Here is a 23,725-nt window from a genome sequence, read left to right as displayed (position 1 = left end):
ACAAAAGCCGACGGGTGCCAATTGCGCGCGTGACTGCACTTTGCGATCATTTGCGAATGGTTATCGTTTTTTAACTTGATCCCATTCGAGATCATTGGGGGAGTAGCTTGTCGGCCATCCAGATGGGTAGCGGCGAACTCGTAGGCGCCTTGTATCGCGATCACCGCGACTGGCTGACGTCCTGGCTGAATCGCAGCCTGGGCTGTCCGCAGCGCGCCGAAGACCTGAGCCAGGACACCTTCGTCCGCGTGCTCGGCCGTCGCGAGCTGCCCTCCCTGCGCGAACCCCGCGCCTTCCTGGTCACCGTTGCCAAGGGCCTGCTGGTGGATCACTGGCGCCGCGTGGCGCTGGAACAAGCCTACCTCGAAGAACTGAAATGCCTGCCCGAGGCCGTGCAGCCCTCCGCCGAGGATCACTGCCTGATCCTCGCCGACCTGCGCGAAATCGACCGCCTGCTGGGCAAGCTGTCCACCCGCGCGCGCAGCGCGTTCCTGCTCAACCGCCTGGACGGCCTGGGCCACGCCGAGATCGCCGAGCAACTGGGCGTCTCTGTGCCGCGCGTGCGCCAGTACATCGCCCAGGGCCTGCGACAGTGCTACATCGCGCTGTACGGCGAGCCGACGTGAAGGGACCGGTTTCCCTGCAGATACTCGACGAGGCGATCAGCTGGCAGCTGCGCCTGGGCTCCGGCGAATCGCGCCCCGACGATGAAGCTGCCTTCGCTCGCTGGCATTCGGCCCACAGCGAACACGCCCGCGCCTGGAGCCAGTTGGGCATGCTCGACCGCAGCCTTGCTGGCGCCGCACCCAAGGCCGCGCGCAACGCCTTGCTGCGCTCGCCGGGCGAGTCCCGGCGCAAGGTTCGTCGCCTGGCCGGCACCGGCTTGTCGTTGCTGCTGGTCGGCGCGCTGGCGCTGGGTGTCGGCAACCGCTACACGCCCATACGCTATGCCTTCTCCGACCTGGTGACCGCCACCGGCGAGCAGCGCGAACTGCGCCTGCCGGACAACACCCGACTGGTGCTGAACAGCCGCACCGCCGTCGATGTGCGTTTCGACGCCGAGCAGCGGCGCATCGTCCTGCTCAGCGGCGAAATTCTCGTGGAGACCGCCCACGGCGACAGCCGCCCGTTCATCGTCGAAACCGACGAAGGCCGCCTGCGCGCCCTCGGTACGCGCTTTTTGGTGGAGCGCGATGACGGCGACAGCACCTTGCTCAGCGTCCTGCAATCCGCCGTGGCCGCACGCCCCGAGCAACTGCCGGACGAGCGCGTCATCAACCAGGGCCAGCAGATACGAGTGCGCGCCGACGGCTTCGGCGCAGTGGAGGCCAATAGCGCCACCGCCGATGCCTGGACCCACGGCATGCTGGTGGTGGACAACGTGCGCCTGGGCGAGCTGATCGATCAACTGGCGCGCTACAGCCCGGGCTACCTGGCAGTGGACCCGGCGCTGGCCGACCTGCGCATCACCGGCAGCTTCCCGCTGAAGAATATCGACCTGGCGCTCAGCTCGCTGGAACCAACGCTGCCGGTGCGTATCGAGAAGCACGGCCAGTGGTGGTCCCGCGTAGTGCCGCGCGGCTGAACACTTCTGTGCAGGAGCGAGCTTGCTCGCGAACGGCTTCCCCGGCTGCGCTGGCGCCAGGGGTTCGCGAGCAAGGGCTAGGCGCCCCCCCTCGGTCCTACGAAAAGCCATCCGGAAATTTTTTTCACCCAGCCCTATCACTTTTTGAATCTCGTCCGGCAAGGAGGCATCGAGAAACGTTTTCATTCAGGAGTCGTTGTCAATGCGCCGCCCGTTCGAACTGTCGCTCCGCCCTTGCCTGCTGGCCACCGCTATCCTGCTGGCCACCTCTTCGGCCATCGCCGCCGACGCCGTGCGTGACTACCAGGTGCCTGCCGGCCCGTTGGCCAGCACCCTCAACCGCATCGCCGCCGAGGGCGGCCTGAGCCTGAGCCTCGATCCGGCGCTGGCCCAGGGCCGTAGCGCACACGCCGTGCAGGGCCGTTACGACGCCGCCGGCGCACTGCGTCAGGCGCTGCAGGGCAGCGGGCTGGAGCTGGTGGAAAACGAATCGGGCAGCTACAGCCTGCGCCCGGTGCCGAGCGACACCCTGTCGATGTCCGCTACCACCATCAGCGGCACCCAGGAAGACCCGGACGGCCCGACCGTCGGCTACCTCGCCACCCGTACCCGTGCCGGCACCAAGACCGACACCCCGCTGCTGGAAACCCCGCGCTCGGTCTCCATCGCCACCCGCGAGCAGATGCAGGACCGCAACGTGCAGAGCCTGGACGACGCGGTGCGCTACATGCCCGGCGTGATTGCCAGCAGTTACGGCAACGACACCCGCGCGGAGTGGTTGAAGGTGCGTGGCTTTGAGCCGACCCAGTTCCTCGACGGCCTGCCGCTGCCCAAGGGCTCCTACGTGATGCCCAAGCTGGAAACCTGGGACCTGGAACGCGTCGCGCTGCTGCGCGGCCCGGCCTCCTCGCTGTACGGCCAGACACCACCCGGCGGCCTGCTGGACATGACCAGCCGCCGTCCGGAAGCTGAAAGCAGCCATGAAGTGCAGTTGCAGGTGGGCAGCTACGAGCACAAGCAGATTTCCTTCGACAGCACCGGCAAGGTCGACGACGCCGGCAACCTGCTCTACCGCATCAGCGGTGTAGTACGCGACAGCAACACCCAGGTCGATCACGTCGACAACAAGCGCTACAACATCGCCCCGAGCCTGACCTGGAACTTCGACGAAGACACCAAGCTGACCTTCCTCTCCCAGTTCAACCGCGACGATACCGGCATCACCAGCCAGTTCCTGCCGCTGCAGGGCACCAAGCTGTCCACCCCAGCGGGCGAGGTGAAGTACCACGAGAACCTGGGCGACCCGGACTGGGAGTTCTACGACAAGACCTACTACGCCCTGGGTTACGCCTTCGAGCACCGCATCAACGACGTCTGGCAGTTCCGCCAGAACCTGCGCTACACCAAGAGCGACCTGTCCTTCCAGGGCATCACAGCTGGCGGCAGCGCGACCTCGGTGAGCGACGACGGCACCCTGTCCCGTGGCGCCAACGTAGTCGATGAAGACATCAGCCAGTTCGCCATCGACAACAATCTGCAGGCGGACTTCTCCACCGGCCCGCTCAAGCACACCCTGCTGCTGGGCCTGGATCACCAGCGCGCCAACACCAATTACAAGTGGCTGTATGGCACCGCGCCGACCAGCAACATCACCAAGCCGATCTATGGCCAGGACTTCAGCAACGTCGTCTACACCGCGTACAACGACTACAACCAGAAGATGCGCGATACCGGCCTGTACGCCCAGGACCAGATCGCCCTCGACAACTGGCGCCTGACCCTGGGCGGCCGCCAGGACTGGGCCCACACCGGCTCGAAGTTCTATAACGCCAATGGCGCCACCGATACCCGTCGTGACAGCCAGTTCAGCGGCAACGCGACGCTCAGCTACGTGTTCGAAAACGGCGTGGCGCCCTACGTTTCCTATGCCGAGTCGTTCCAGACCGAAGCCGGCGGCGCCGCTGGCGCGGCCTTCGAGCCGAGCACCGGCAAGCAGTACGAGCTGGGCGTGAAGTACCAGCCGGTGGGCACCGACCTGATGCTCAGCGCCGCCGTCTACGACCTGACCCGCAAGAACATCGTCCTCACCGGCAGCGACTTCATCAGCCGTCCGGTGGGCGAAGCGCAGGTTCGCGGTTTCGAACTGGAGGCCGTGGGCAACGTCACCGAGAACCTCAAGGTGACCGCCGCCTACACCTACGCCAACAGCAAGATGACCAAGGTCGCCAACCCGCTGGACAAGAACCGTCCGCTGCCGCTCACCCCGGAAAACCAGGCCTCGCTGTGGGCCGACTACACCTGGCATGACGGCCTGCTCGACGGCTTCGGCCTGGGCTTCGGCACCCGCTACGTCGGCGAGACCCACAACATCGCCATCGGCAGCATGGGCTACGTGCGCGACAAATCGGACGGCGACACCGGTTCCTACACCGTCTACGACGCCGCGGTGCACTACGACCTCGGCCGTCTGGACAACAGCCTCAACGGGCTGAACGTCGCGCTGAACGCCAACAACGTATTCGACAAGGAATACATCTCCACCTGCGACGGCTTCTACTGCTACTACGGCGACCGTCGCAACGTGGTCGCCAGCGTCAACTACAAGTTCTGACGCATCCGCAAAGCCTCTGACACTCGTAGGACGGATAACGCAGCAGCGTTATCCGCCGAGCATAGGCCGGTGAATAACCTGTCCCGGGTTATTCGCCCTACGATCTGCCGGGGGCGCCGCGATTCAACGACACACCGCCCCCCACACCACGCTCGCATCGTCATGGATCTTCAGGCGCGGATAGTCCAACGCCTGGCCATCGGCGCTTTCCAGCGCGCGCAGTTCATCGATCAGTGCCTCAACACCACGCTCGGGCAACGCCGCGAACAGCGCGTCCAGGTCGTAGCGGCGAAAATCCAGCAGCCGGTCGAAACCATCGGTCACCAGCATGAACGCCTTCAGTCCCACGGGGTCGAGCACTCGGCGCTGCACGTGCGGAATCCAGCGCTCGCTCGGGTCGAGGCACCAGTAGCCTTCCGGCGTATTGGCCAGCGTGCGGTTGCGCCGCACCCATTCGCGGCTGGCCTGCCACAGTTGCGCGTGGCTCCATTCCGGGTTCGCCTCGCGCAGCGCCAGCAGGCGCTGCACTGACTGGCGATCGATCTCTTCCAGCGGCGTATCGCCGAAGCTCTCGACCTGGCCGTCCTCCCAGGCCAAGTGGATGCAGGTGTCGCAGAGGTTGAGCAGCTCCAACGAACCGTCACCCAGGACCCGCAGCAGACTCAGACAGGCGGTGGGCAAGTTGAGGTCCAGGCTCACGGCCATGCCAGAGTCGCGCTGGAAATCCGCAGCGATGCCCGCCTGCAATTGCGCCAGCAACTCCTCGGTCGGTTGAAAAGGCTGCTCTTCCAACAGCTGTTGCAGGTGCGCATTGGCACTCTGGGCCAGCCAGCGGGCATCGCTCTCGCCGCCCACCAGCCCCTGTCCAAGACTGGTCGCCCCATCCAGCACCCAAGCCGAAGTGGTGGTATAGCCGATGGCGTCGTCGTTCACCGGCGAGCCTTGGCGGCAGGCCGCCCCCCATACGGAAATCGTCGTCACAACCGTTCTCCTTCGTTTTGTCGGCCACACTGACCGGCGTACAGTCTCACCTGAGTCCGGACTCTGCCAAGGAGAGCCCCATGCTTCGCGTCCTGCCCCTCCCCCTGAGCTGCCTGCTCCTCACCGGCCTGCTGCTGGCCACCGGCGCACAAGCCACCGAGGTGAAGTACTACGACCTGCCCAAGGGCTCCGCCCCGCATGACGTAGCCCCCACCGAGGACGGCAAGGTCTGGTACACCGCGCAGAAGCTCGGCGTGCTCGGCCGGCTCGATCCGCAGACCGGGCAGAGCGAGCAGATCAGCCTCGGCAAGGGCTCCACCCCGCACGGCGTTATCGCCGACGGCAACGGCGACGCCTGGATCACCGACAGCGGCCTGAACGCCATTGTCCACGTGGACGCACAACGTCTTGGGGTGGAGGTCATTCCGCTACCCAAGGAAGCCGCCAACGCCAACCTCAACACTGCGGTATTCGATGACGACGGCGTGCTGTGGTTCACCGGGCAGAACGGTTTCTACGGTCGCCTCGATCCGAGCAGCCGGGAGCTGAAAGTCTGGCCGGCGCCCCGCGGCAAGGGCCCGTACGGCATCGCCGTGGCTCCGGATGGCGGCCTCTGGTACGCGTCGCTGGCGGGCAACTACATCGGTCAGATCGACGGCATCCAGGGCAGCGCCACCCCCTTCGATTCGCCCGACAAGGATGGCGGGCCGCGCCGCCTCTGGGCCGACTCGGTGGGACGGCTCTGGGTCAGCCAGTGGAATGCCGGCAGCCTGGCGCGCTTCGACCCCAGCGACAACCAGTGGAAAACCTGGAAGCTGCCGGGTGATCATCCCCAGCCCTATGCAGTCTATGTCGATGCCATGGACCAGGTGTGGCTGAGCGATTTTTCCGCCAACGCGCTGTTGCGTTTCGACCCGCAGAGCGAACGCTTCACCACCTACCCGAGCGACCACGAACACGCCAATGTGCGCCAACTGCTCGGCCGCCCCGGCGAAGTATGGGGCGCCGAATCCGGCACCGATCGCCTGGTGCAGATCCACGATTGAGCCCATGACCGATACCCAGGAGTTGCTGTCGATGACCACCCGCCCCGTCCTGTTCCACGCCGCCGCTTCGCCCTTCGTGCGCAAGGTCATGGTCCTGCTGCACGAGACCGGCCAGGTCGATTCCGTGGAGCTGTACGCCGCTGTCCACACGCCCATCGCGCCGGACGCCGGCGTGTTGCAGGACAACCCCGCCGGCAAGATTCCCGCCCTGCGACTGACCGACGGGCAGACCCTGCACGACAGCCGGGTGATCCTCGAATACCTCGACCAGCAGCACGCCGGCGAACCACTGATTCCTCGCGAAGGCTCGGCGCGCTGGCGTCGTCTCACCCTCGCTTCGCTGGCCGACGCGGTGCTCGATGCGGCGGTGCTGATCCGCTACGAAACCGCCATGCGCCCGCCGGAAAAGCACTGGGATAAGTGGCTGGACAACCAACAGCTGAAGATCGTCCGCACCCTTGCCTACTTCGACGGCCCGGCCTGCATCGAGCTGGCCGAGCGTTTCGACATCGCGGCCATTGGCGTGGCCTGCGCGCTGGGCTACCTGGACTTCCGCCAGCCGCACTGGGACTGGCGCAGCGACTACCCACAGCTGGCGAAGTGGTTCGCCGAGGTCAGCGAGCGACCGTCGATGCAGGCGACTGTGCCGGCCTGACAGGTTGATGGGTATCGCTGCGCTCCACCCATCCTACGAGGGCCAGGGTGCGCAGCTCAGAGAGCAGGCTGGCGTGCTCCAGACCCGCCAGCCTGAACCGCCCAGCCCCCTCTCCCCTCGGGAGAGGGTTGGGGTGAGGGCAAAGCCCGCGCGCCATGACTTCACCACGGGGCGTCCACGCCGCTCCACCCGCCGCTGAAATCTCTCGTCGCGTACCGCCCTCCGCCCCATCCCCTGCTCGAACAACCCGGCGATCCGCCGCGCCAGCCGCCGTCCTGCTTCGCGCTCTTCGCGCAATCCAATCATGACTTCCTCCCCAGCCGGTAGATCGGCAGCGCCAGCAGCAGGCCGAGTTGTGCCACGCCCATGCACATCTCCAGGAAGGAGCGCACGTGAGGGTTGTTCGCCGCATCCTCGACGCCAGTGAGTTGAGTCCACAGGTCGCCCGGCAGCAACAACGCCAGGTGCGCCAGCGGCTTGCCGGTGGCCACCAGCAGGGCGATCCAGTCGAAGCGGCCGAGCAGCATCAGCACGGGCAGGCACAGCCCACTGACCAGCAGGCCGGCGAACAGGCACAGGGAAAAACGCATCAGGTTGGGCATCTCCATTCTCCTCAGCGCTGCACGCGCACGTCTTCCAGGGAAAAGTCGAGATCATCGCCACGGGGCTTGCCGATGCCATACCAGTCCAGGTGACGGGTCAGCACCATCACACCGCCGAGCACACCGAACAGCAGCAGCGAACCCATCAACAACGCGTAGTCCTCGGCGCTGAGCAGCGCGTAGAGCATCCCGTAGAGCCCGGCGAGCCCCAGGCTGAATCCGGCGCCACGCCACAGGCTATGCAGCACGTGACAGAGGTAGAAGCCGATCAGACCGACACAGGCGCCAGCGGACAGCAGGTAGGCCAGCTCGAAGCCGACATGCTCCGAAAGCGACAGCAGCAGCAGGTAGAACAACGCCAGCGCCATGCCCACCAGCGCGTACTGGATCGGGTGCACCGACAGGCGCTTGAGCACTTCGAAAAGGAAGAAGCCGGCAAAGGTGAGGACGATGAACAGCAGGGCATACTTCACTGCGCGGTCGGTTTTCAGGTACTGGTCCACCGGGTCCACCAGCGCCACACCGAAACGGTGCTGACCGAACTCGCTGCACTCGGCGGAGCTGGCGCGGGAGGTATCCGGATCATCCGCACCAACCGCGCGAGCAACATCCGCCTGGGCCGGCGCGGTGCAGGCACGCAGTTGGTCCTCCAGGTTGGTGGCGAAGAAGCTGGTGCGCCAGCGGGCGCTGAAACCCTTCTCGCTGATGCTGCGTTCGGTGGGCAGGAACTCGCCGCCGAAGCTGGGATGCGGCCAGTCCGAGACCAGATTGACCTGGCTATCGCGCCCTACCGGGGTGATGTCCAGTCGGCTGCTGCCCAGCAGCGCCAACTCGAAGGAGTAATCGAAACGCTGCTCGCGGTCGCTGGTCTTGATCGGCAGGACCGCATGCACGCCATTGCCGAGGAACTGGCTCTGGGTGCCCGGCTGGAAGTCGCGCAGTTCGTCACCGACTTTCAGCTTCGGCGCGTTCTCGATGCCGCGTACATCGCTGATGCCCACGGCCAGCACCGGGTCATCGAAGCGATAGCTGGCCAGATCACCACTGATGCCGTAGTTGGCCGGCAGCACGAAGCTGCCGCTGACCTGGCTGTCGGCATGGAACAGGCGCGCCTCGTAGATGCCGCGATGGCGCAGCTCGGTGCGCATCTGCCCGTCGAGGCTGAAGACTTCCGGGAGGAAGTACAGTCGGCCACGCACCTCGCGCTCCTGCAGCACGCGCTGCTGGCTCGCCTTGTCCAGGCGCCAGCCGCGGATAGTGCGGGTGTAGGGCACGACCACCAGCGGGCCGGTGAGCTGCTGGCTGTAGCTGGCGCTGCGGGCAATATCCTGCAGGACCTCGTCGCGGTAGCTCTGACGCTCGTCGACGAGGCCGTCGATCATCAGCAGGGGTATCAGCAAGAGGACGATCAACAGCGCGATGGCGCCGAGCTTGATGCCGAGATGGCGGTTCATCGAGGGCTTCTCCGTAGTTGGACGACGGAGCAAGCCTGGGGCCTGCGCGTGAGGACGCTCAGGTGGGAATGTGGAGACTGTGTGGGGATTCTGTGGAGGTGGAACAACCTGTAGGAAAAACCTTACGGCTGCGGCAGCGACAGGCTCGCGCGCACCCCGCCCTCGACGTTCTCCACGCGAAGCTCGCCACCATGCAGCGCCGCTACCTCAGCGACAAAATTGAGGCCGAGACCGGTGCTCTTGCGCCCGCTCAGCGGGCGCGGCAGGGAATAGAAACGCTCGGTCAGGCGCGGCAGGGCGAACGCCGGAATGGCTTCGCCCTGGTTGAACAACTCCACGCGCCAGCCTTCGCCGTCAGGCTGCGCGTCGAAGCGAATCACGCCCCCCGCCGGTGTGAAATCCAGCGCATTGTCCAGCAGGTTGCCCAGCGCCTGGCGCAGCAGGAAACGCTCGCCCACCACGGTTGCCTGCTGGGGGATCGCGTTCTCCAGCTGCACGCTCTGCGCGCGAGCCAGACGTTCACCGATCAGCTCATTCGCCAGCTCCTGCAAGCTCACCGGTACGTGCTCTTCCAGCCCCTGTCGCTGCTCCACCTGAGCGAGGTTCAGCAGGCGCTCGATCAGCTGCTGCAGGCGCTCGCTCTCCCCGGCGATGTTGCCGACGAAGCGCGCACGCTGCTCGGCAGGCATCTCGCCCTCAAGCAGTTCCGCCGCTCCGCGAATCGCCGCCAGCGGGCTCTTCAGTTCGTGGGTCAGGGTATGCACGTAGCGCTCGACGTAGTCCTTGCCCTCCAGTTGCACGCGCATGTGCTCCACCGCACCGGCCAGTTGCGCCATCTCGCCCCCCCGGTAGCGCGGCAGTTCGGCACGGCGGCCTTCGCTGACCGCCTGGGCGTAGCGGGTCAGGCGGTCCAGCGAGCGGCTCAGCCACCAGGACAGCCCCGCGCCCACCAGCAGGCCGAGCGCGATCAGCCCGGCGCCGAGCCACGCCAGCCGGCGCTGCGAGCGATCGATATAGGGCTGCAGTGTGCGGTTGGGCTTGGAGACCGAGACCACGCCGATGATCTTCTCACCATCGCGGATCGGCGCGGCGACGTACATCACCGAGGACTCCGGATCGTCCGCCGATTCGCGACTGGAGCGCGCCCCGTATTCGCCGTTCAGCGTCCGATAGACGTCATTCCAGCGCGAATAGTCCTGGCCCACGGCCTTTCCGAGGGAGTCGAGCAGGACGACACCGCGTGCATCGGTGACGTAGATACGGTGGTTCACCGCCGTCTTGTTCACGCCCCAGATGTCCGCCTGCGGGCTGCGCGCACCATAGGCTCGGAGCATGTCGGGCAGCCGACTCTGATCGAGGGTGCCACTCTTCACGTCGGCCTGGAGAATCTCGGCCAGCAGGTTGGCGGTATCCACCAGTGTCTCTTCGCTGGACTGCCGCACGCCGGGACGGATTTCGTCCATCACCGTGCGCAGGACGAACCAGCCGGTCAGCCCGACGAAGAAGAAGTACACCAGGAATATCCGCAGTGACAGGCGCATCAGCTCTTGTCCGGCGCGTAGCTGTAGCCCAGGCCGCGATGGGTCTGGATCGGTTCGGCGGCGGGGGCGACCTGGCGCAGCTTGGCGCGCAGGCTCTTGATGTGGCTGTCGACGTTGCGCTCGTAGCCCGCGTCGGCGGCGATGCCCAGGGCATCGAGCAACTGCTCGCGGCTGAAGACGCGCTCGGGGCGCGCCAGCAGCGTTTGCAGCAGGCGGAATTCGTGGCGGGTCAGGGCCAGCGAGTGGCCGTGGTAGCGAATCTGGAAGCGCTCCTCGTCCACCTCGAACGGGCCATGGCCAGCGGGTGCCATGGCAGGCGCTTCACGCGGTGCGGTACGTTTGAGGATGGCTTTCACCCGCGCGGCGACTTCGCGCGGGCTGAAGGGTTTGACCACGTAGTCGTCGGCGCCGATCTCCAGGCCCACCACGCGATCGATCTCGGCGTTGCGCGCGGTGAGGAAGATCACCGGCACCTCGGAGAAACGCCGCAGTTGCTTGCAGGCTTCGAAACCGCTGATGTCGGGCAGGCCGACGTCGAGGATGACCAGGTCGAAGACGTCGCGCTGCAAGCGTTCGAGGGCAGGGCCGGCGAGGTTCAGCCAGGTGGTCTCGAAACCTTCGGCCTGCAGGGCATAGAGCAGCGTGTCGGCGATGGCGGCTTCATCTTCGACGATGAGGATGTGGGGCATGGGATTCCGATTCCCGGGAAAGTCCCGAAAGGGTCCACCAAGCCCCGCGCCGCGTCAATCGAGGATCAGGAACAGTCCGGCTTGCCGGCCACGAAGCGCTCGCCCGCATCCACCGCCACATGGAATTTGCGCAGGCCCTTGGCGCCCATCAGGAACGGATAGTTGAAGTGACTGCGGTCGGTGAGGTTGACCTCGATGGTGCGCTGGTCACCGCCCAGGCACACCGGCAGCTCGATCACCGGACGCTGGCTGAGGCCGGGGCTGGATTCTTCCTCTTCATCCTCGCCGGCTCCATCGGAGCGGTTCTTGATCTTCGAGATGCGCGCCAACTTGTGCTCGTACACCGAGTCGCCGCCGTCCTTGGTCGCCAGCTTGAAGCGTACCCAGTCCTCGCCGTCGCGCTGGAAGATCTGGATGTCCTTGGCCGACAGCGAGGAGGTGTAGGCGCCGGTGTCCATCTTGGCCTGCAGGGTCTGGTCGAGTTCGGGCAGGCTGACCCATTCGTAGCGGCCGTAGAGCTTGGTCTCGGCGGCCAGTGCGAGGCCGGGCAGTGCGATGAGCGTAAGCAGAGCGAGGGCGCGTTTCACGCGAAATCTCCGGGGTGGAATACGTCGCATAGGACTAGCACGCCGGCCATTGGTTCGCCATACCTGCGCCGCTTGGGCCGGAACAATTGTCTGCGTATCATGGCCGCGCCACCGTCGCACAAGGAATGGACCCCATGCCGGCCGTCAAAGGCGCCATCGCCAGCTTACTGCTGTTGCTCAACACCCTGATCCTGATCGGGCCGATGATGCTGATCGCGTTGCTCAAGCTGGTCGTCCCCGGCCAGGCCGCGAAGGACGCCTGCTCGCGCGGGGTAATGTGGATCGCCGAGACCTGGGCGGAGATCGACAAGGCCATCTTCGCCCTGATGACCCCGACCGTCTGGGACATCCGCGGCGACGCCCAGTTGCGCGGCGACACCTCCTACCTGGTAGTCAGCAACCACCAGTCCTGGGTCGACATTCCAGCACTTGTGCAGGCCTTCAACCGCAAGACCCCCTACTTCAAGTTCTTCCTGAAGAAGGAGCTGATCTGGGTGCCCTTCCTCGGCCTGGCCTTCTGGGCGCTCGACTACCCCTTCATGAAGCGCTACAGCAAGGCCTTCCTGGAGAAGCACCCGGAGCTCAAGGGCAAGGACCTGGACATCACCAAGGCCGCCTGCGAGAAGTTCAAGCGTATGCCGGTGACCGTGGTGAACTATCTGGAAGGCACGCGTTTCACCCCGGCCAAGCAGGCCCAGCAGCAGTCGCCCTACCAGAACCTGCTGCGTCCCAAGGCCGGCGGCGTGGCCTTCGTGCTGGCGGCGCTGGGCGAACAGCTCGATACGCTGCTGGACGTCACCCTGGTCTACCCGAAAGGTCCGCGACCGGGCTTCTGGGATCTGCTGTGCGGCCGCGTGCCGCGCGTCATCGTCGACATCCAGGCGCGCGAGATCGACCCCGCGCTGTGGCAGGGTGATTACGAGAACGATCCGGAATTCCGCCAGTACGTGCAGCACTGGGTGTCACAGCTGTGGGAGCAGAAGGATGCGCGCATCGAACAGCTGCGCCAGGAGTTCTGAAGCGGCTTACGCGCCCCGCCCGGCCACCGGCGCAGCCGGCGTCAGCGGAGCCGTTGGCGTCCCCCAGAGTCCGCCGAGCGTTCCCAGCAGCTGGCTGCTCAGGCCCTGCTCGGTGAAGTAGTCGAGGATCACTCCGGCGAAGCGGCCAATCATCGACTGGTCCATGCCCAGCACACCGAAGATCTGATCGACGTCCTGCAGGTTGTTGATCCCGCCCAGCAGCGCCGCAGCGCTGCCCAGGCCACCGAAGCCACCCAGTGCGCCGCCCAGATCGCCCAGCGAGCTGTTGCCGGCGAGCTGGTCGAGATTCGGCAGCGAATTCTGCAGCTGCGCCGTATCCGTTTCCTTCAGGCTGTTCATCGCCAGCCCCAACAGCGCTCCGGTACCACCGATAGCCTGCTGCTCGCTGACACCCAACTGCTTCGTGAGGTTGCCCAGCAGCGCGCTGGCGGCCGGAGGCACATTTTGCGTCTCGGTGACGGGTTCGCTGGCTTCGGTGAAAGTGGCCGCGAACACGGGAGAAGCGGCCAGCCAGGCGGCAGCCAGGAAGACGACGGAACGGGTGGGCATCGACGGCTCCGGAATACGGAATTCCGGCCCCAGGGCGGGGCCGGATCGTCGATAGGACCGGGGGGCAGCGCGGCGGTTCCACGCCGCCTGGCGGATATCAGGCGCCGGTGCCCCAGAGGCTGCCCAGGGTGCCGAGCAGGTTGCTGTTGGCCCCCTGCTTGCCGAGGTAATCCAGCAGCACGCTGGAGAATTTGCCGGTCATGTCCTGGTCCATGCCCAGTGCGCCGAATGCCTTGCTCACGTCGCCCATGCTGCTGACGTTGCCCAGCAGGCCGCTGGAAGCGCCGCCGCCCAGATCGCCGAGCTGGCCACCGAGGCCACCCAGGGCGTTGCTGCCGGTGAGCTTGTCGAGGCCGGGAACGGTCTTCGCCAACTGCGAATAATCGGCGGTGCTCAGTTTGTTCTTCGCCAGGCCCAGCAGGGCGCCGGTACCGCCGAGTGCCTGTTCGTCACTGACGCCGAGCTGGCCGGTCAGGGCGCCGAGCAGGCCGCTGGTCTGCGGCGTGGAAGCAACGCGCGAGGGGTCGGCGCCGGTCGCGCCGGACACCGCCTTGGCGGCATCGCCCAAATTGAAGGCGAACGCGGAGGAAGCCGCCAGCAGGGCGGCCAGTGCGAGGGTGACACGGGGTTTGACGGACATCGCTGTCTCCTGGGGGTTCCGGACGCCATATCGACCGGAAGCCAAGGCCATTGTTCCGCCATGGGCGGCGATACGGGGGAAAAGCACGGTCCGGTCACAGGGTTGCCAATGATCTACCTCGCCAGGCAGCGACAGGGAACTCTCTTGCCGCCCGGCGCCGGAAAGCCATTCGTACAATCATCGGGCAAGACTCCACGGGAGAATCGTCCTGTCACAACCTTGGCGTTTTCCCCCACGACCGCCAAAGATTCCCTAAGCTAGAGCCATCCCCGCCTGACGGACCAACCATGAGCGAACCCTTCATCCTCACGCCCCGCGTGGCTCGCCTGCTGCCCTGGCTGGTGGCCATCGCCTTTTTCATGCAGGCCCTGGACGGCACCATCCTCAACACTGCGCTGCCGAGCATGGCCCGCTCGCTGGAAGAAGACCCGCTGCGCATGCAGGGCGTGGTGATCGCCTACCTGCTCACCGTGGCGCTGCTGATCCCTTCCTCCGGCTGGATTTCCGACCGCTTCGGCACGCGTCGGGTGTTCCTCTTCGCAATTTTCCTGTTCAGCTTCGGCTCGCTGCTCTGCGCGCTGTCGCCAAGCCTCGGCACCCTGATCGGCGCCCGCGTGGTGCAAGGTATCGGCGGCGCGCTGATGATGCCGGTGGGACGCCTGGTGATCCTGCGTGTGTACCCGCGCACGGACCTGGTGCGCATCCTCAGCTTCGTCACCATCCCCGGCCTGCTCGGTCCGCTGGCCGGGCCCACGCTGGGCGGCTGGCTGGTGGAGTACGCCAGTTGGCACTGGATCTTCCTGATCAACCTGCCGGTAGGACTGGTGGGATTCATCGTCGCCCTGCGCCTGATGCCGGACCTGCATGGCGTGCGCGCGACACGCTTCGATACCATCGGCTTCCTGCTGTTCGGCGGCTCCATGGTGCTGATCACCATCGCCCTGGAAGGTCTGGGCGAACTGCAGATGCCCCACGTGCGCGTGGTCCTGCTACTGGTGGGCGGGCTGGTGCTGCTGGCGGCCTATTGGCTGCGCGCGCTGAAGATCGAGGCGCCGCTGTTCCCGCCCTCGCTGTTCCAGACGCGCACCTTCGCGGTCGGGGTTCTGGGCAACCTGTTCGCACGCCTGGGCAGCGGCTCCCTGCCCTTCCTCACACCGCTGCTGCTGCAACTCGGCCTGGGGTTCAGCCCGTCGAAGGCCGGCATGACCATGATTCCCATGGCGCTGGCAGCGATGGTGATCAAGTCGCTGGCAAGGCCGCTGCTGGACTGGTTCGGCTACCGCCGGCTGCTGGTGGGCAATACCCTGCTGCTGGGCGCGATGATCGCCAGCCTCGGGCTGGTCAACCAGGAAACTCCCTACGCACTGCTGCTGGTGCAACTGGCGATACTGGGCGGGATCAACTCGCTGCAGTTCACCGCGATGAACACCCTGAGCCTGATCGATCTGCGCGACGACAATGCCAGCGCCGGCAACAGCCTGCTCTCGGTTGTCATGCAGCTGTCCATCGGCATGGGCATCGCCTGTGCCGCGGCACTACTGGGCGGGTTCAGCGGGGATGTCGAAAGCGCGCAGGGGGATGTGCTGTCAGCCTTCCACGCTACCTATTTCAGCGTCGGGCTGTTGTCCATGCTGGCGGCGGCGATCTTCTTCCAGCTCAACGCCGACGATGGTCGGACCACACCGCGCCGGGTCGATCCGGAGACCGATGTCACCGAGCACTGATCAAGGCTTGCAGGTGGGCGCGACGGTCTGGGTCTTCGAGGCATCCACCGCGCCCAGGTGCTCAAGGGTTCGACGCCCCAGCAGTACCGGATAGTCCAGGGTCTGGCGGTCGCGCAGGGTGAACTGCTCGCGGTAGACCTTGCCGCCCAAGCAAACATCCATCAGCACCACTGGAGCACGCTCGGCACCGCTGGCGGTCTTGAACTTGAGCACGCGCTCGACGCGCCGCTCGAAGGGCAGACGCTCTTCCTTGCCGGTGGCCGAGTCGGTAAGCATCACGTCGTACTGCACCCAGCGCTCGTCATTCTTCTTGATCCGGACGATGTTGCGCGCATCCATCACCGAGGTCTGCGCGCCAGTGTCCAGCTTGGCCTTGAGCGGCGCCTGCTCGGGCATCAGCGTCAGCGTTTCCACCCAGCCCCAGGTAGTGGGCTGCACGGGGGCGTCGGCGGCCAGGGCGCTGCCCGAGATGAGCAGGCCGGCGAGCAGCAGGCGGAAAGCGGGCGATGGCATGGATGACAGCTCCGGAAAATCGATGGCGACACGATGGGCAACAAGATCATAGGCAACAAAAAACCCCGGATGTTTCCACCCGGGGTTCTTTTGGCTGACGCCAGGGGTCTTAGACCACCTGAACGCGCTCAGCCTGCATGCCTTTCTGGCCTTGCACGACTTCGAAGCTGACCTTCTGGCCTTCGGCCAGGGTCTTGAAGCCGGTACCTTCAATGGCGCGGAAGTGAACGAATACGTCCGGGCCGCTTTCCGGAGTGATGAAGCCGTAGCCTTTGGTCTCGTTGAACCACTTGACGGTGCCGTTCTGACGATTCGACATGGTGTTCTCCTTGGAACAAATCTTTAAAAATTAGCCACGTGAGCGGCCAGGAACTGAGTTGCAAGGCGTTACAAGGAGTCGAGCAGGACGGGGTGGAATAACCGACCGCATCAGGTCACGATCGACGGCGACCCATGCAAACACAGTCCGGAAACTCTACGACAAAAATCTGAGGAAAGCGAATCTCTTGGAAAAACCGTTTATCGCGGCTTCTGGAAATTCGGACGAGTGGCCTCAAACCCTTGCCATATCAGCTTCTCAGCCCTCCTGAGGGTGCTCTCCTGCTACACTGCGCGGCCATATGGATTCACCCGGGCTCCCTTCGTGACCACCTCCGCATTTTCCAGCCTCGCGCTGTCGGCCGACCTGCTGGCCAACCTCGACTCTCTCGGCTATCGCGAGATGACGCCGATCCAGGCCGCCGCCCTGCCGGCGATCCTCAAGGGCCGCGACCTGATCGCCCAGGCCAAGACCGGTAGCGGCAAGACTGCCGCCTTCGGCATTGGCCTGCTCAGCCCGCTGAATCCGCGCTACTTCGGCTGCCAGGCGCTGGTGCTGTGCCCGACCCGCGAGCTGGCTGACCAGGTGGCCAAGGAAATCCGCCGCCTGGCCCGTGCCGCCGACAACATCAAGGTGCTGACCCTCTGCGGCGGCGTGCCATTCGGCCCGCAGATCGGCTCGCTGGAGCACGGCGCCCACGTGGTGGTCGGCACGCCGGGGCGGATCCAGGAACACCTGCGCCGCGGCACCCTGAAGCTCGACGGCCTCAATACCCTAGTGCTCGACGAAGCCGACCGCATGCTCGACATGGGCTTCTACGACAGCATCGCCGACATCATCGGCCAGGCCCCGGCGCGCCGGCAGACCCTGCTGTTCTCCGCCACCTACCCCGAGGGCATCGACCAACTGGCGGCGAAGTTCCTGAAGAACCCCGAGCGCGTGGAAGTGGAAGCGCTGCACGACGACAGTCAGATCGAACAGCACTTCTACGAGATCGACCCCAAGCAACGCCTCGATGCCGTCGTACGTCTGCTTCAGCATTTCCGCCCGCAATCCTGCGTCGCCTTCTGTCATACCCGCCAGCAGTGCATGGAAGTGGTGGAGCAACTCAATGCCCGCAAGATTTCCGCCCTGGCCCTGCATGGCGACCTGGAGCAGCGCGAGCGCGATCAGGTACTGACCATGTTCGCCAACCGCAGCTGCAGCGTGCTGGTGGCCACCGACGTGGCCGCGCGCGGGCTGGACATCGCTGCGCTGGAAGCCGTGATCAATGTCGAGCTGTCACGCGACGCACAGGTCCATGTGCACCGCATCGGCCGCAGCGGCCGCGCCGGCGAGAAGGGCCTCGCACTCTCGCTGGTGACCCCGGCAGAAGCCAGCCGCGCCCAGGCCATCGAAGACCTGCAGGGCGCGCCACTGAACTGGGAGCGCATCGACTTCCTCAAGGCCAACGACGCTCCACTGCTGCCGCCGATGACCAGCCTGGCCATCGCCGGCGGGCGCAAGGACAAACTGCGCCCCGGCGATATCCTTGGCGCGCTGACCGGTGACGCCGGGCTCAAGGGCACCCAGGTCGGCAAGATCGCCATCTTCGACTTCCAGGCCTTTGTCGCCGTCGAACGCGACGTGGCCAAGCAAGCGCTGAAGCACTTCAACGAAGGCAAGATCAAGGGCCGCTCGTTCAAGGCACGCATCCTCTGACATCGTTCGCCCTGCAGGAGTGCGCCACGCCGGCAGCCGCGCGTACGGCCCGCTCCTGCAGACGCGACACCCAACCTGTCGCGCTCGCGATAGCCGCGCCCGGAGCGATCCGCTAGTCTGAGCAACAGACATCCGGAAGTCCCGCACGCGCATGCTCTCCTCCCCACTGCTCCAGTCTCTGCGGCGCCTCTGGGCGCTGGACAAGTTCGCCTACAGCCTGCGGGTGTTCGTCGCCCTCAGCGGGGTCATGCTCGCGTGCTGGCTGCAGGGTCGGCCCGAGCTGGTGATCCCGCTGTTCCTCGGCGTCATCGCCAGCGCACTGGCGGAAACCGACGACCACTGGCTCGGCCGCCTGCAGGCCCTGCTGGTGACCCTGGCCTGCTTCAGCATCGCCGCGCTGGCGGTGGAGCTGCTGTTCCCCTACCCGCTCCTGTTCGTCGCCGGGCTCGCGCTCTCGACCTTCGCCATGACCCTGCTCGGCGCCCTGGGCGAGCGTTATGCGGCCATTGCCTCGGCCACGCTGATCCTGTCGATCTACACCATGATCGGCGTTGACCAGCGCGGCGGCACGCCCAGCGACTTCTGGCGCGAGCCGCTGCTGCTGGTGGCCGGCGCAGGCTGGTACGGGCTGCTCTCGGTGCTTTGGAACGCGCTGTTCGCCAACCAGCCGGTGCAGCAGAGCCTGGCGAAGCTGTTCCTCGAACTGGGCGAGTACCTGAAGATCAAGTCGACCCTGCTGGAGCCGCTGCGCCATCTCGACGTCGAGGCCCAGCGCCTGGCGCTGGCGCGGCAGAACGGGCGGGTCGTGGTGGCGCTCAACCAGGCCAAGGAAACCATCCTCGCGCGCCTGTCCCACGGCAGGCCGAGCCCGAAGATCAGCCGCTACCTGAAGCTCTACTTCATCGCCCAGGACGTCCACGAGCGCGCCAGCTCCTCGCACTACCCATACAACCAGCTGGCCGAGGCCTTCTTCCACAGCGACGTGCTGTTCCGTTGCCAACGCCTGCTCAACCAGCAGGGCAAGGCGTGCAAGGCACTGGCGAAAGCGATCCAGCTGCGCCAGCCGTTCGATTACAACGACAGCGAACTGGCCCTGGCCGACCTCAATGCCTCACTGGAACACCTGCGCCAGCAGGGCAACCCGGCCTGGCGCGGACTGCTGCGCTCCCTCGGCGCACTGGCGGCCAACCTCACCACCCTGGACCGCAAGCTCAGTGGCGCGAGTAACCCCGACGCACTGGACGACGAGCAGGACAGCACGCTGCTGGACCGTTCGCCGCGCTCGTTCAAGGACGCGCTGGAGCGCATCCGCCTGCAGGTCTCGCCGACCTCGCTGCTGTTTCGCCACGCCCTGCGCCTGTCGCTGGCACTGGCCGCCGGCTACGGCATGCTGCACCTGATCCACCCGACCCAGGGCTACTGGATCATGCTCACCACGGTGTTCGTCTGCCAGCCCAACTATGGCGCCACGCGTATCCGCATGGTGCAGCGGATTCTCGGCACGCTGGTCGGCCTCGTAGCGGGCTGGGCGCTGATCGACCTGTTCCCCAACCCGCTGATCCAATCGCTGCTGGCAGTGGTCGCCGGAGTCGCCTTCTTCGCCACGCGAAGCACCCGCTACACGCTGGCGACAGCGGCAATCACCCTGCTGGTGCTGTTCTGCTTCAACCAGGTAGGCGACGGCTACGGGCTGATCCTGCCACGCCTGTTCGATACCCTGCTCGGCGCGCTCATCGCCGGCATCGCCGTATTCCTGGTACTGCCCGACTGGCACGGGCGCAGCCTGCACCGCCTGGTCGGTGGCACCCTGGCGTGCAACAGCCGCTACCTGCGGGAAATCATGCAGCAGTACGCCAACGGCAAGCGCGACGACCTCGCCTACCGCACCGCCCGGCGCAACGCTCACAACGCCGACGCAACGCTCTCCACCACCCTGTCGAACATGCTGCTGGAGCCCGGCCACTTCCGGAAGGACGCGGAGATCGGCTTCCGCTTCCTGGTGCTGTCGCACACCCTGCTCAGCTACCTCTCCGCCCTCGGCGCGCACCGCAACCAGCTGCCGCCGGACGTCAACGACGACCTCATCGCCGAGGCCGCCGAGCGCCTGACCAGCAGTCTCGACGACATCGCCGCGCGCCTCAACGAGCGACGCCCGGTGGCTATCTACAGCGACGAGGAAGACGCGCTGGCCAAGCGCCTGGAAGAACTGCCCGACGAACAGGATGACGCCCACCGGCTGGTGCAGACCCAGCTGGCACTCATTTGCCGACAGCTCACACCGCTGCGAACCCTGGCAGCACACCTGCTGAAGAGGGACATCGGCGCGGAGCAGACCGAAGCCGCCTGACGCTTTTGTAGGAGCCCAAAGCCCCGTCAGAGACCGTGCTCGCGCATCAGTTGGTCGTAGCTGCCGTCCTCGCGCATTTCACGGATCGCCTTGTTGAACGCCTCGACTATCTCGGCATGGTGCGGATTGTGCCGGCCTACCAGGATATGCAGACCATTCTCCGCCAGGGGCATCGGCAGGAACTCCAGCTGCCCCTTGAGCTCGGCGAGGTCACCGTTGAAGTGCACCCGCGCGGTGATCTCGTCCTCCAGCGTCAGGTCCACACGGCCGGCCTGCAGCATCAGCGCCGCGTTGACGAAACTGAACACCGGCACCCGCTGCAGTTTAGGGTCGCGATCGAAGGCCTCGGAATAGGCGTAGCCGCGCACCATGGCGATGCGGTACGGATAGAGATCAGCCAGCTTGCCGAAGGTGATGGGCGAACCCTTGCGCTTGATCAGGCGCACGCGGTTGACCAGGTAGGGTTGGGAATACACACCGAAGGACTCCCGCTCGGGGGAATACCAGGCATCCGCCACCAGGTCGTACTCGCCGTTCGTCACGCCATGCAGCACTCGCGGCCAGGGCACTTCGATGTACTCGCTGGCATAACCGGCACGTTTGAGCGCCGCCTGCACGAGGTGCACCGCCACACCGTTGCCGGGCAGCTGGCGGTCTGCGTAGGGCGGCCAGCGATCCGCCGCGATGCGCAGCACCTCCCCGGCCCGCGCCACGCTGGAAACGCACAGGAACAGCAGAATCAGCAGCAGGCGCAGCGGCATCGGGCGTGTCGTCCAGGGAGAAGCTTTCAAGACTAGACGCTGCTCGCCCCGGCGCGCCAACCTCAGAACAACATTGCCGCGCGCAGACTCATGCCGCCGCCGGTTTCCGGGACCACCGCCACGTTGTAGCGCTCGCTTTCCGGCCCCTCGAGGAACAGGTTGTAGGTGAAGTTGGCGAAGAAATTACCCACCGCCATGCCGACCAGCACGTCGGTTGGATAGTGCTTGTCCCCTTCCACCCGCGACAGTGCGGTCAGCCCGTCGAGGGTATAGAGCCCGGCCTTGGCGGTGTAGCGCCAGGTCGGGTCCATGTCGATGTAGTCCAGGTTGCGGCGGGTGAAACTGTTGTGTACTGCGGTCACGGCAGTGTGCTTGGAAGGGAAGGAGTCATCGGGAATCCCGTCAGGTCGTTCACGCCCGGACCACTCCTTGGCTTCCTCGACGAAGCCGGTGACGGCATAGCGGTCTACCAGCAGCAGCGACAGGTTGCGACCGCGCCAGCTCCACTTCTCCTCGGTGCTCACATCCTTGGGCGAGGCCACCAGAGCCGTGACGACGCTCAGGCCGGTGGCCAGGTTGAGCATGCGGTCGGCCGCCTGGTTGGCGTCGCCGCCGAAGAACCAATCGTGGTTACTCGCCGACTTCTGCCACTTGTGGTCCCAGTTACCCGCGGCGATCACTGCCGCGCCAGCCACCGGGCCCCAGACGTCGGCACTGGTGGCGGCGCGCTGCGCCGAATCCCCCACCCGCTGCCAGCTCATTTGCGGTGCTCCGGCGCAGCCGATGAGCGCGACACTGGCCGCCAGGGTGGCGACTGCCAGCAAAGTCCGATTCATGATGTTCCCCCATGCGCCCGGCCCGCTCCAGAGCAGCAGACGCGTCAATGCATGAGCGGGGAAGCATAGTCGGGTCGATTCCGAAGGCCCCTGCCTTCAGTCATTAATCGGTAACTCTTCATTTCCTTCAGTGGAAAAAGAAAAACCCCGCCAAGGCGGGGTTTTTCAAATCAGACGGAATCAGCCTTTGAAGACGTCTTCCACCGACTGCAGCGGGTAGTGCTTCGGATACGGCAGGGTCGCCACGCCGGTCTCGATGGCGGCCTTGGCCACGGCATCGGAAACGACGGTGATCAGGCGCTTGTCCATCGGCTTCGGAATGATGTACTCGCGGCCGAACTCGATGCCGCTCACGCCGTAGGCGTCGCACACGTCCTGGGGTACCGGCAGCTTGGCCAGGTCACGCAGGGCCAGCGCGGCGGCGATCTTCATTTCTTCATTGATGCGGGTGGCGCGTACGTCCAGGGCACCGCGGAAGATGAAGGGGAAGCCCAGTACGTTGTTCACCTGGTTCGGGTAGTCCGAACGGCCGGTGGCCATGATCACGTCATCGCGGGTGGCGTGGGCCAGTTCCGGCTTGATTTCCGGGTCCGGGTTGGAGCAGGCGAAGACGATCGGATTCGGCGCCATGCGCTTGAGGTCTTCCGGGCTCAGCAGGTTGGCGCCGGACAGGCCGACGAATACGTCGGCGCCTTCCAGGGCGTCAGCCAGGGTGCGCTTGTCGGTCTCGGTGGCGAACACGGCCTTGTACTGGTTCAGGTCGTTGCGGCCGGCGTGGATCACGCCCTGGCGGTCGATCATGTAGATGTTCTCGACCTTGCCACCCATGCTCACCAGCAGCTTCATGCAGGAGATGGCGGCAGCGCCGGCGCCCAGGCAGACGATCTTCGCGGTCTCCAGCTTCTTGCCGGCGATTTCCAGTGCGTTGAGCATGCCGGCGGCGGTTACGATCGCGGTGCCGTGCTGGTCATCGTGGAATACCGGGATGTCGCACTGCTCGATCAGCGCGCGCTCGATCTCGAAGCACTCGGGTGCCTTGATGTCTTCCAGGTTGATGCCGCCGAAGGTGATGGAGATGCGCTTGACGGTATCGATGAAGGCCTGCGGGCTCTCGGCGTCGACTTCGATGTCGAACACGTCGACACCGGCGAAACGCTTGAACAGCACGCCCTTGCCTTCCATGACCGGCTTGGAGGCCAGCGGGCCGAGGTTGCCCAGGCCGAGAATGGCAGTGCCGTCGGAAATGACCGCGACCAGGTTGCCCTTGCCGGTGTACTTGAAGGCCAGTTCCGGATCACGCGCGATTTCGCGCACCGGCTCGGCGACACCCGGGCTGTAGGCCAGCGACAGGTCGCGAGCGGTGGCGGTCGGCTTGGTCAGCTCGACGCTCAGTTTACCGGGGCGGGGTTGGGCGTGATATTCGAGGGCAGCGGTCTTGAGATCAGACATTTGGGCACTTCCGCTTTTGTTGCTTGTTGGACAGACGGGGGCCCGAGCATACGCACAAACCCTGCACCTGCCAAGGTAGCCCAAGCCCCTGCTGT

Annotated in this window: 22 protein-coding genes; 9 read left to right on the top strand and 13 right to left on the bottom strand. The window is 65.6% G+C overall.

Going from position 1 to position 23,725, the window contains the following annotated elements; genetic code table 11:
• The first annotated feature begins 122 nt into the window (after nt 1-122).
• The 3 genes from ACKI1H_RS07325 to ACKI1H_RS07315 all read left to right on the top strand — a co-directional run bounded on the left by ACKI1H_RS07325 (nt 123) and on the right by ACKI1H_RS07315 (nt 4,196).
• Nucleotides 123-626, top strand: a complete 504-nt coding sequence (locus ACKI1H_RS07325; RefSeq protein WP_440468835.1) for an RNA polymerase sigma factor — start codon at nt 123-125, stop codon at nt 624-626.
• The gene (locus ACKI1H_RS07320; RefSeq protein ID WP_440468015.1) at nt 623-1,585 is read left to right on the top strand and encodes a FecR domain-containing protein; all 963 of its coding nucleotides are present in this window, start codon (nt 623-625) and stop codon (nt 1,583-1,585) included. The genes ACKI1H_RS07325 and ACKI1H_RS07320 overlap by 4 nt, the downstream gene beginning before the upstream one ends.
• A gap of 202 nt (nt 1,586-1,787) precedes the next feature.
• Nucleotides 1,788-4,196: a TonB-dependent siderophore receptor gene (locus tag ACKI1H_RS07315; RefSeq protein ID WP_440468014.1), complete on the top strand. Its 2,409-nt coding sequence runs from the start codon at nt 1,788-1,790 to the stop codon at nt 4,194-4,196.
• Between the two features lie 123 nt (nt 4,197-4,319).
• Here the strand turns inward: ACKI1H_RS07315 and ACKI1H_RS07310 are convergent, their stop codons facing one another.
• Complete coding sequence (locus ACKI1H_RS07310; RefSeq protein WP_440468013.1) at nt 4,320-5,177, bottom strand: protein phosphatase 2C domain-containing protein; 858 nt, start codon at nt 5,175-5,177, stop codon at nt 4,320-4,322.
• An 80-nt stretch (nt 5,178-5,257) separates the two neighbouring features.
• Between ACKI1H_RS07310 and ACKI1H_RS07305 the strand changes: the two genes are divergently transcribed.
• Both ACKI1H_RS07305 and ACKI1H_RS07300 read left to right on the top strand, forming a co-directional pair.
• Complete coding sequence (locus ACKI1H_RS07305; protein ID WP_138525351.1) at nt 5,258-6,223, top strand: Vgb family protein; 966 nt, start codon at nt 5,258-5,260, stop codon at nt 6,221-6,223.
• Nucleotides 6,224-6,254: 31 nt separating this feature from the next.
• Nucleotides 6,255-6,878, top strand: a complete 624-nt coding sequence (locus ACKI1H_RS07300; RefSeq protein WP_440468834.1) for a glutathione S-transferase family protein — start codon at nt 6,255-6,257, stop codon at nt 6,876-6,878.
• A 302-nt stretch (nt 6,879-7,180) separates the two neighbouring features.
• On the opposite strand, the gene ACKI1H_RS07295 is transcribed toward ACKI1H_RS07300, so the two are convergent.
• The 5 genes from ACKI1H_RS07295 to rloA2 all read right to left on the bottom strand — a co-directional run bounded on the left by ACKI1H_RS07295 (nt 7,181) and on the right by rloA2 (nt 11,751).
• Nucleotides 7,181-7,480 (bottom strand): hypothetical protein, encoded by a 300-nt coding sequence (locus ACKI1H_RS07295; RefSeq protein WP_138525353.1) that lies wholly within the window; start codon nt 7,478-7,480, stop codon nt 7,181-7,183.
• An 11-nt stretch (nt 7,481-7,491) separates the two neighbouring features.
• Nucleotides 7,492-8,934 carry a cell envelope integrity protein CreD gene (creD, locus tag ACKI1H_RS07290; RefSeq protein WP_440468012.1) on the bottom strand — a complete coding sequence of 481 codons (1,443 nt, stop codon included), beginning with the start codon at nt 8,932-8,934 and terminating at the stop codon, nt 7,492-7,494.
• 122 nt (nt 8,935-9,056) lie between these two features.
• Nucleotides 9,057-10,475: a two-component system sensor histidine kinase CreC gene (creC, locus tag ACKI1H_RS07285; RefSeq protein ID WP_440468011.1), complete on the bottom strand. Its 1,419-nt coding sequence runs from the start codon at nt 10,473-10,475 to the stop codon at nt 9,057-9,059.
• Nucleotides 10,475-11,164 (bottom strand): two-component system response regulator CreB, encoded by a 690-nt coding sequence (gene creB, locus ACKI1H_RS07280; protein ID WP_138525356.1) that lies wholly within the window; start codon nt 11,162-11,164, stop codon nt 10,475-10,477. Before creB ends, creC begins: the two co-directional genes overlap by 1 nt.
• A gap of 65 nt (nt 11,165-11,229) precedes the next feature.
• Complete coding sequence (gene rloA2 / locus ACKI1H_RS07275; RefSeq protein WP_017520188.1) at nt 11,230-11,751, bottom strand: retropepsin-like aspartic peptidase RloA2; 522 nt, start codon at nt 11,749-11,751, stop codon at nt 11,230-11,232.
• Nucleotides 11,752-11,885: 134 nt separating this feature from the next.
• Here rloA2 and ACKI1H_RS07270 point away from each other — a divergent pair, with 134 nt between their 5' ends.
• Nucleotides 11,886-12,770 carry an acyltransferase gene (locus ACKI1H_RS07270; RefSeq protein ID WP_440468010.1) on the top strand — a complete coding sequence of 295 codons (885 nt, stop codon included), beginning with the start codon at nt 11,886-11,888 and terminating at the stop codon, nt 12,768-12,770.
• 6 nt (nt 12,771-12,776) lie between these two features.
• Here ACKI1H_RS07270 and ACKI1H_RS07265 read toward each other — a convergent pair whose 3' ends face one another.
• Both ACKI1H_RS07265 and ACKI1H_RS07260 read right to left on the bottom strand, forming a co-directional pair.
• A complete protein-coding gene (locus ACKI1H_RS07265) occupies nt 12,777-13,340 on the bottom strand; it encodes a DUF2780 domain-containing protein (RefSeq protein ID WP_138525358.1) in 564 nt (187 codons plus the stop codon).
• Nucleotides 13,341-13,437: 97 nt separating this feature from the next.
• The gene (locus tag ACKI1H_RS07260; protein ID WP_138525359.1) at nt 13,438-13,980 is read right to left on the bottom strand and encodes a DUF2780 domain-containing protein; all 543 of its coding nucleotides are present in this window, start codon (nt 13,978-13,980) and stop codon (nt 13,438-13,440) included.
• 287 nt (nt 13,981-14,267) lie between these two features.
• On the opposite strand from ACKI1H_RS07260, the gene mdtD reads away from it, so the two are divergent.
• Nucleotides 14,268-15,704: a multidrug transporter subunit MdtD gene (gene mdtD / locus ACKI1H_RS07255; protein WP_138525360.1), complete on the top strand. Its 1,437-nt coding sequence runs from the start codon at nt 14,268-14,270 to the stop codon at nt 15,702-15,704.
• On the opposite strand, the gene rloA3 is transcribed toward mdtD, so the two are convergent.
• Nucleotides 15,705-16,217 carry a retropepsin-like aspartic peptidase RloA3 gene (gene rloA3 / locus ACKI1H_RS07250; RefSeq protein ID WP_440468009.1) on the bottom strand — a complete coding sequence of 171 codons (513 nt, stop codon included), beginning with the start codon at nt 16,215-16,217 and terminating at the stop codon, nt 15,705-15,707.
• 109 nt (nt 16,218-16,326) lie between these two features.
• The gene (locus tag ACKI1H_RS07245; protein ID WP_133860530.1) at nt 16,327-16,536 is read right to left on the bottom strand and encodes a cold-shock protein; all 210 of its coding nucleotides are present in this window, start codon (nt 16,534-16,536) and stop codon (nt 16,327-16,329) included.
• 324 nt (nt 16,537-16,860) lie between these two features.
• On the opposite strand from ACKI1H_RS07245, the gene dbpA reads away from it, so the two are divergent.
• Entirely contained in the window at nt 16,861-18,237 is a 1,377-nt protein-coding gene (gene dbpA, locus ACKI1H_RS07240; RefSeq protein WP_138525362.1) for an ATP-dependent RNA helicase DbpA, read from the top strand.
• Nucleotides 18,238-18,388: 151 nt separating this feature from the next.
• Nucleotides 18,389-20,584 (top strand): YccS family putative transporter, encoded by a 2,196-nt coding sequence (gene yccS / locus ACKI1H_RS07235; protein ID WP_440468008.1) that lies wholly within the window; start codon nt 18,389-18,391, stop codon nt 20,582-20,584.
• 26 nt (nt 20,585-20,610) lie between these two features.
• On the opposite strand, the gene ACKI1H_RS07230 is transcribed toward yccS, so the two are convergent.
• The 3 genes from ACKI1H_RS07230 to ACKI1H_RS07220 all read right to left on the bottom strand — a co-directional run bounded on the left by ACKI1H_RS07230 (nt 20,611) and on the right by ACKI1H_RS07220 (nt 23,630).
• Entirely contained in the window at nt 20,611-21,345 is a 735-nt protein-coding gene (locus tag ACKI1H_RS07230; RefSeq protein ID WP_440468007.1) for a substrate-binding periplasmic protein, read from the bottom strand.
• Between the two features lie 62 nt (nt 21,346-21,407).
• Complete coding sequence (locus ACKI1H_RS07225) at nt 21,408-22,181, bottom strand: phosphatase PAP2 family protein (protein WP_440468006.1); 774 nt, start codon at nt 22,179-22,181, stop codon at nt 21,408-21,410.
• A gap of 180 nt (nt 22,182-22,361) precedes the next feature.
• On the bottom strand, nt 22,362-23,630 hold the full coding sequence (locus ACKI1H_RS07220) for a malic enzyme-like NAD(P)-binding protein (protein WP_138525365.1): 1,269 nt from the start codon (nt 23,628-23,630) through the stop codon (nt 22,362-22,364).
• Between the last annotated feature and the right edge of the window lie 95 nt (nt 23,631-23,725).

Origin of the sequence: Pseudomonas sp. YH-1, from assembly GCF_051990045.1 — a bacterium.
In the GTDB taxonomy this organism is placed as follows: Bacteria; Pseudomonadota; Gammaproteobacteria; order Pseudomonadales; family Pseudomonadaceae; genus Pseudomonas; species Pseudomonas nicosulfuronedens.
The sequence above is the reverse complement of the archived record's forward strand: the minus strand, read 5'-3'. Positions and strand labels throughout refer to the sequence as shown.

What these genes read in the sequence shown, in the direction of transcription:
- creB (WP_138525356.1), bottom strand. Translation starts at nt 11,164, where the DNA reads ATGCCCCACATCCTCATCGTCGAAGATGAAGCCGCCATCGCCGACACG.
- ACKI1H_RS07225 (WP_440468006.1), bottom strand. Translation starts at nt 22,181, where the DNA reads ATGAATCGGACTTTGCTGGCAGTCGCCACCCTGGCGGCCAGTGTCGCG.
- ACKI1H_RS07220 (WP_138525365.1), bottom strand. Translation starts at nt 23,630, where the DNA reads ATGTCTGATCTCAAGACCGCTGCCCTCGAATATCACGCCCAACCCCGC.
- ACKI1H_RS07295 (WP_138525353.1), bottom strand. Translation starts at nt 7,480, where the DNA reads ATGCCCAACCTGATGCGTTTTTCCCTGTGCCTGTTCGCCGGCCTGCTG.
- ACKI1H_RS07270 (WP_440468010.1), top strand. Translation starts at nt 11,886, where the DNA reads ATGCCGGCCGTCAAAGGCGCCATCGCCAGCTTACTGCTGTTGCTCAAC.
- ACKI1H_RS07230 (WP_440468007.1), bottom strand. Translation starts at nt 21,345, where the DNA reads ATGCCGCTGCGCCTGCTGCTGATTCTGCTGTTCCTGTGCGTTTCCAGC.
- ACKI1H_RS07245 (WP_133860530.1), bottom strand. Translation starts at nt 16,536, where the DNA reads ATGTCGAATCGTCAGAACGGCACCGTCAAGTGGTTCAACGAGACCAAA.
- yccS (WP_440468008.1), top strand. Translation starts at nt 18,389, where the DNA reads ATGCTCTCCTCCCCACTGCTCCAGTCTCTGCGGCGCCTCTGGGCGCTG.
- ACKI1H_RS07305 (WP_138525351.1), top strand. Translation starts at nt 5,258, where the DNA reads ATGCTTCGCGTCCTGCCCCTCCCCCTGAGCTGCCTGCTCCTCACCGGC.
- ACKI1H_RS07315 (WP_440468014.1), top strand. Translation starts at nt 1,788, where the DNA reads ATGCGCCGCCCGTTCGAACTGTCGCTCCGCCCTTGCCTGCTGGCCACC.
- rloA3 (WP_440468009.1), bottom strand. Translation starts at nt 16,217, where the DNA reads ATGCCATCGCCCGCTTTCCGCCTGCTGCTCGCCGGCCTGCTCATCTCG.
- mdtD (WP_138525360.1), top strand. Translation starts at nt 14,268, where the DNA reads ATGAGCGAACCCTTCATCCTCACGCCCCGCGTGGCTCGCCTGCTGCCC.
- creC (WP_440468011.1), bottom strand. Translation starts at nt 10,475, where the DNA reads ATGCGCCTGTCACTGCGGATATTCCTGGTGTACTTCTTCTTCGTCGGG.
- ACKI1H_RS07260 (WP_138525359.1), bottom strand. Translation starts at nt 13,980, where the DNA reads ATGTCCGTCAAACCCCGTGTCACCCTCGCACTGGCCGCCCTGCTGGCG.
- ACKI1H_RS07325 (WP_440468835.1), top strand. Translation starts at nt 123, where the DNA reads ATGGGTAGCGGCGAACTCGTAGGCGCCTTGTATCGCGATCACCGCGAC.
- creD (WP_440468012.1), bottom strand. Translation starts at nt 8,934, where the DNA reads ATGAACCGCCATCTCGGCATCAAGCTCGGCGCCATCGCGCTGTTGATC.
- ACKI1H_RS07265 (WP_138525358.1), bottom strand. Translation starts at nt 13,340, where the DNA reads ATGCCCACCCGTTCCGTCGTCTTCCTGGCTGCCGCCTGGCTGGCCGCT.
- ACKI1H_RS07300 (WP_440468834.1), top strand. Translation starts at nt 6,255, where the DNA reads ATGACCACCCGCCCCGTCCTGTTCCACGCCGCCGCTTCGCCCTTCGTG.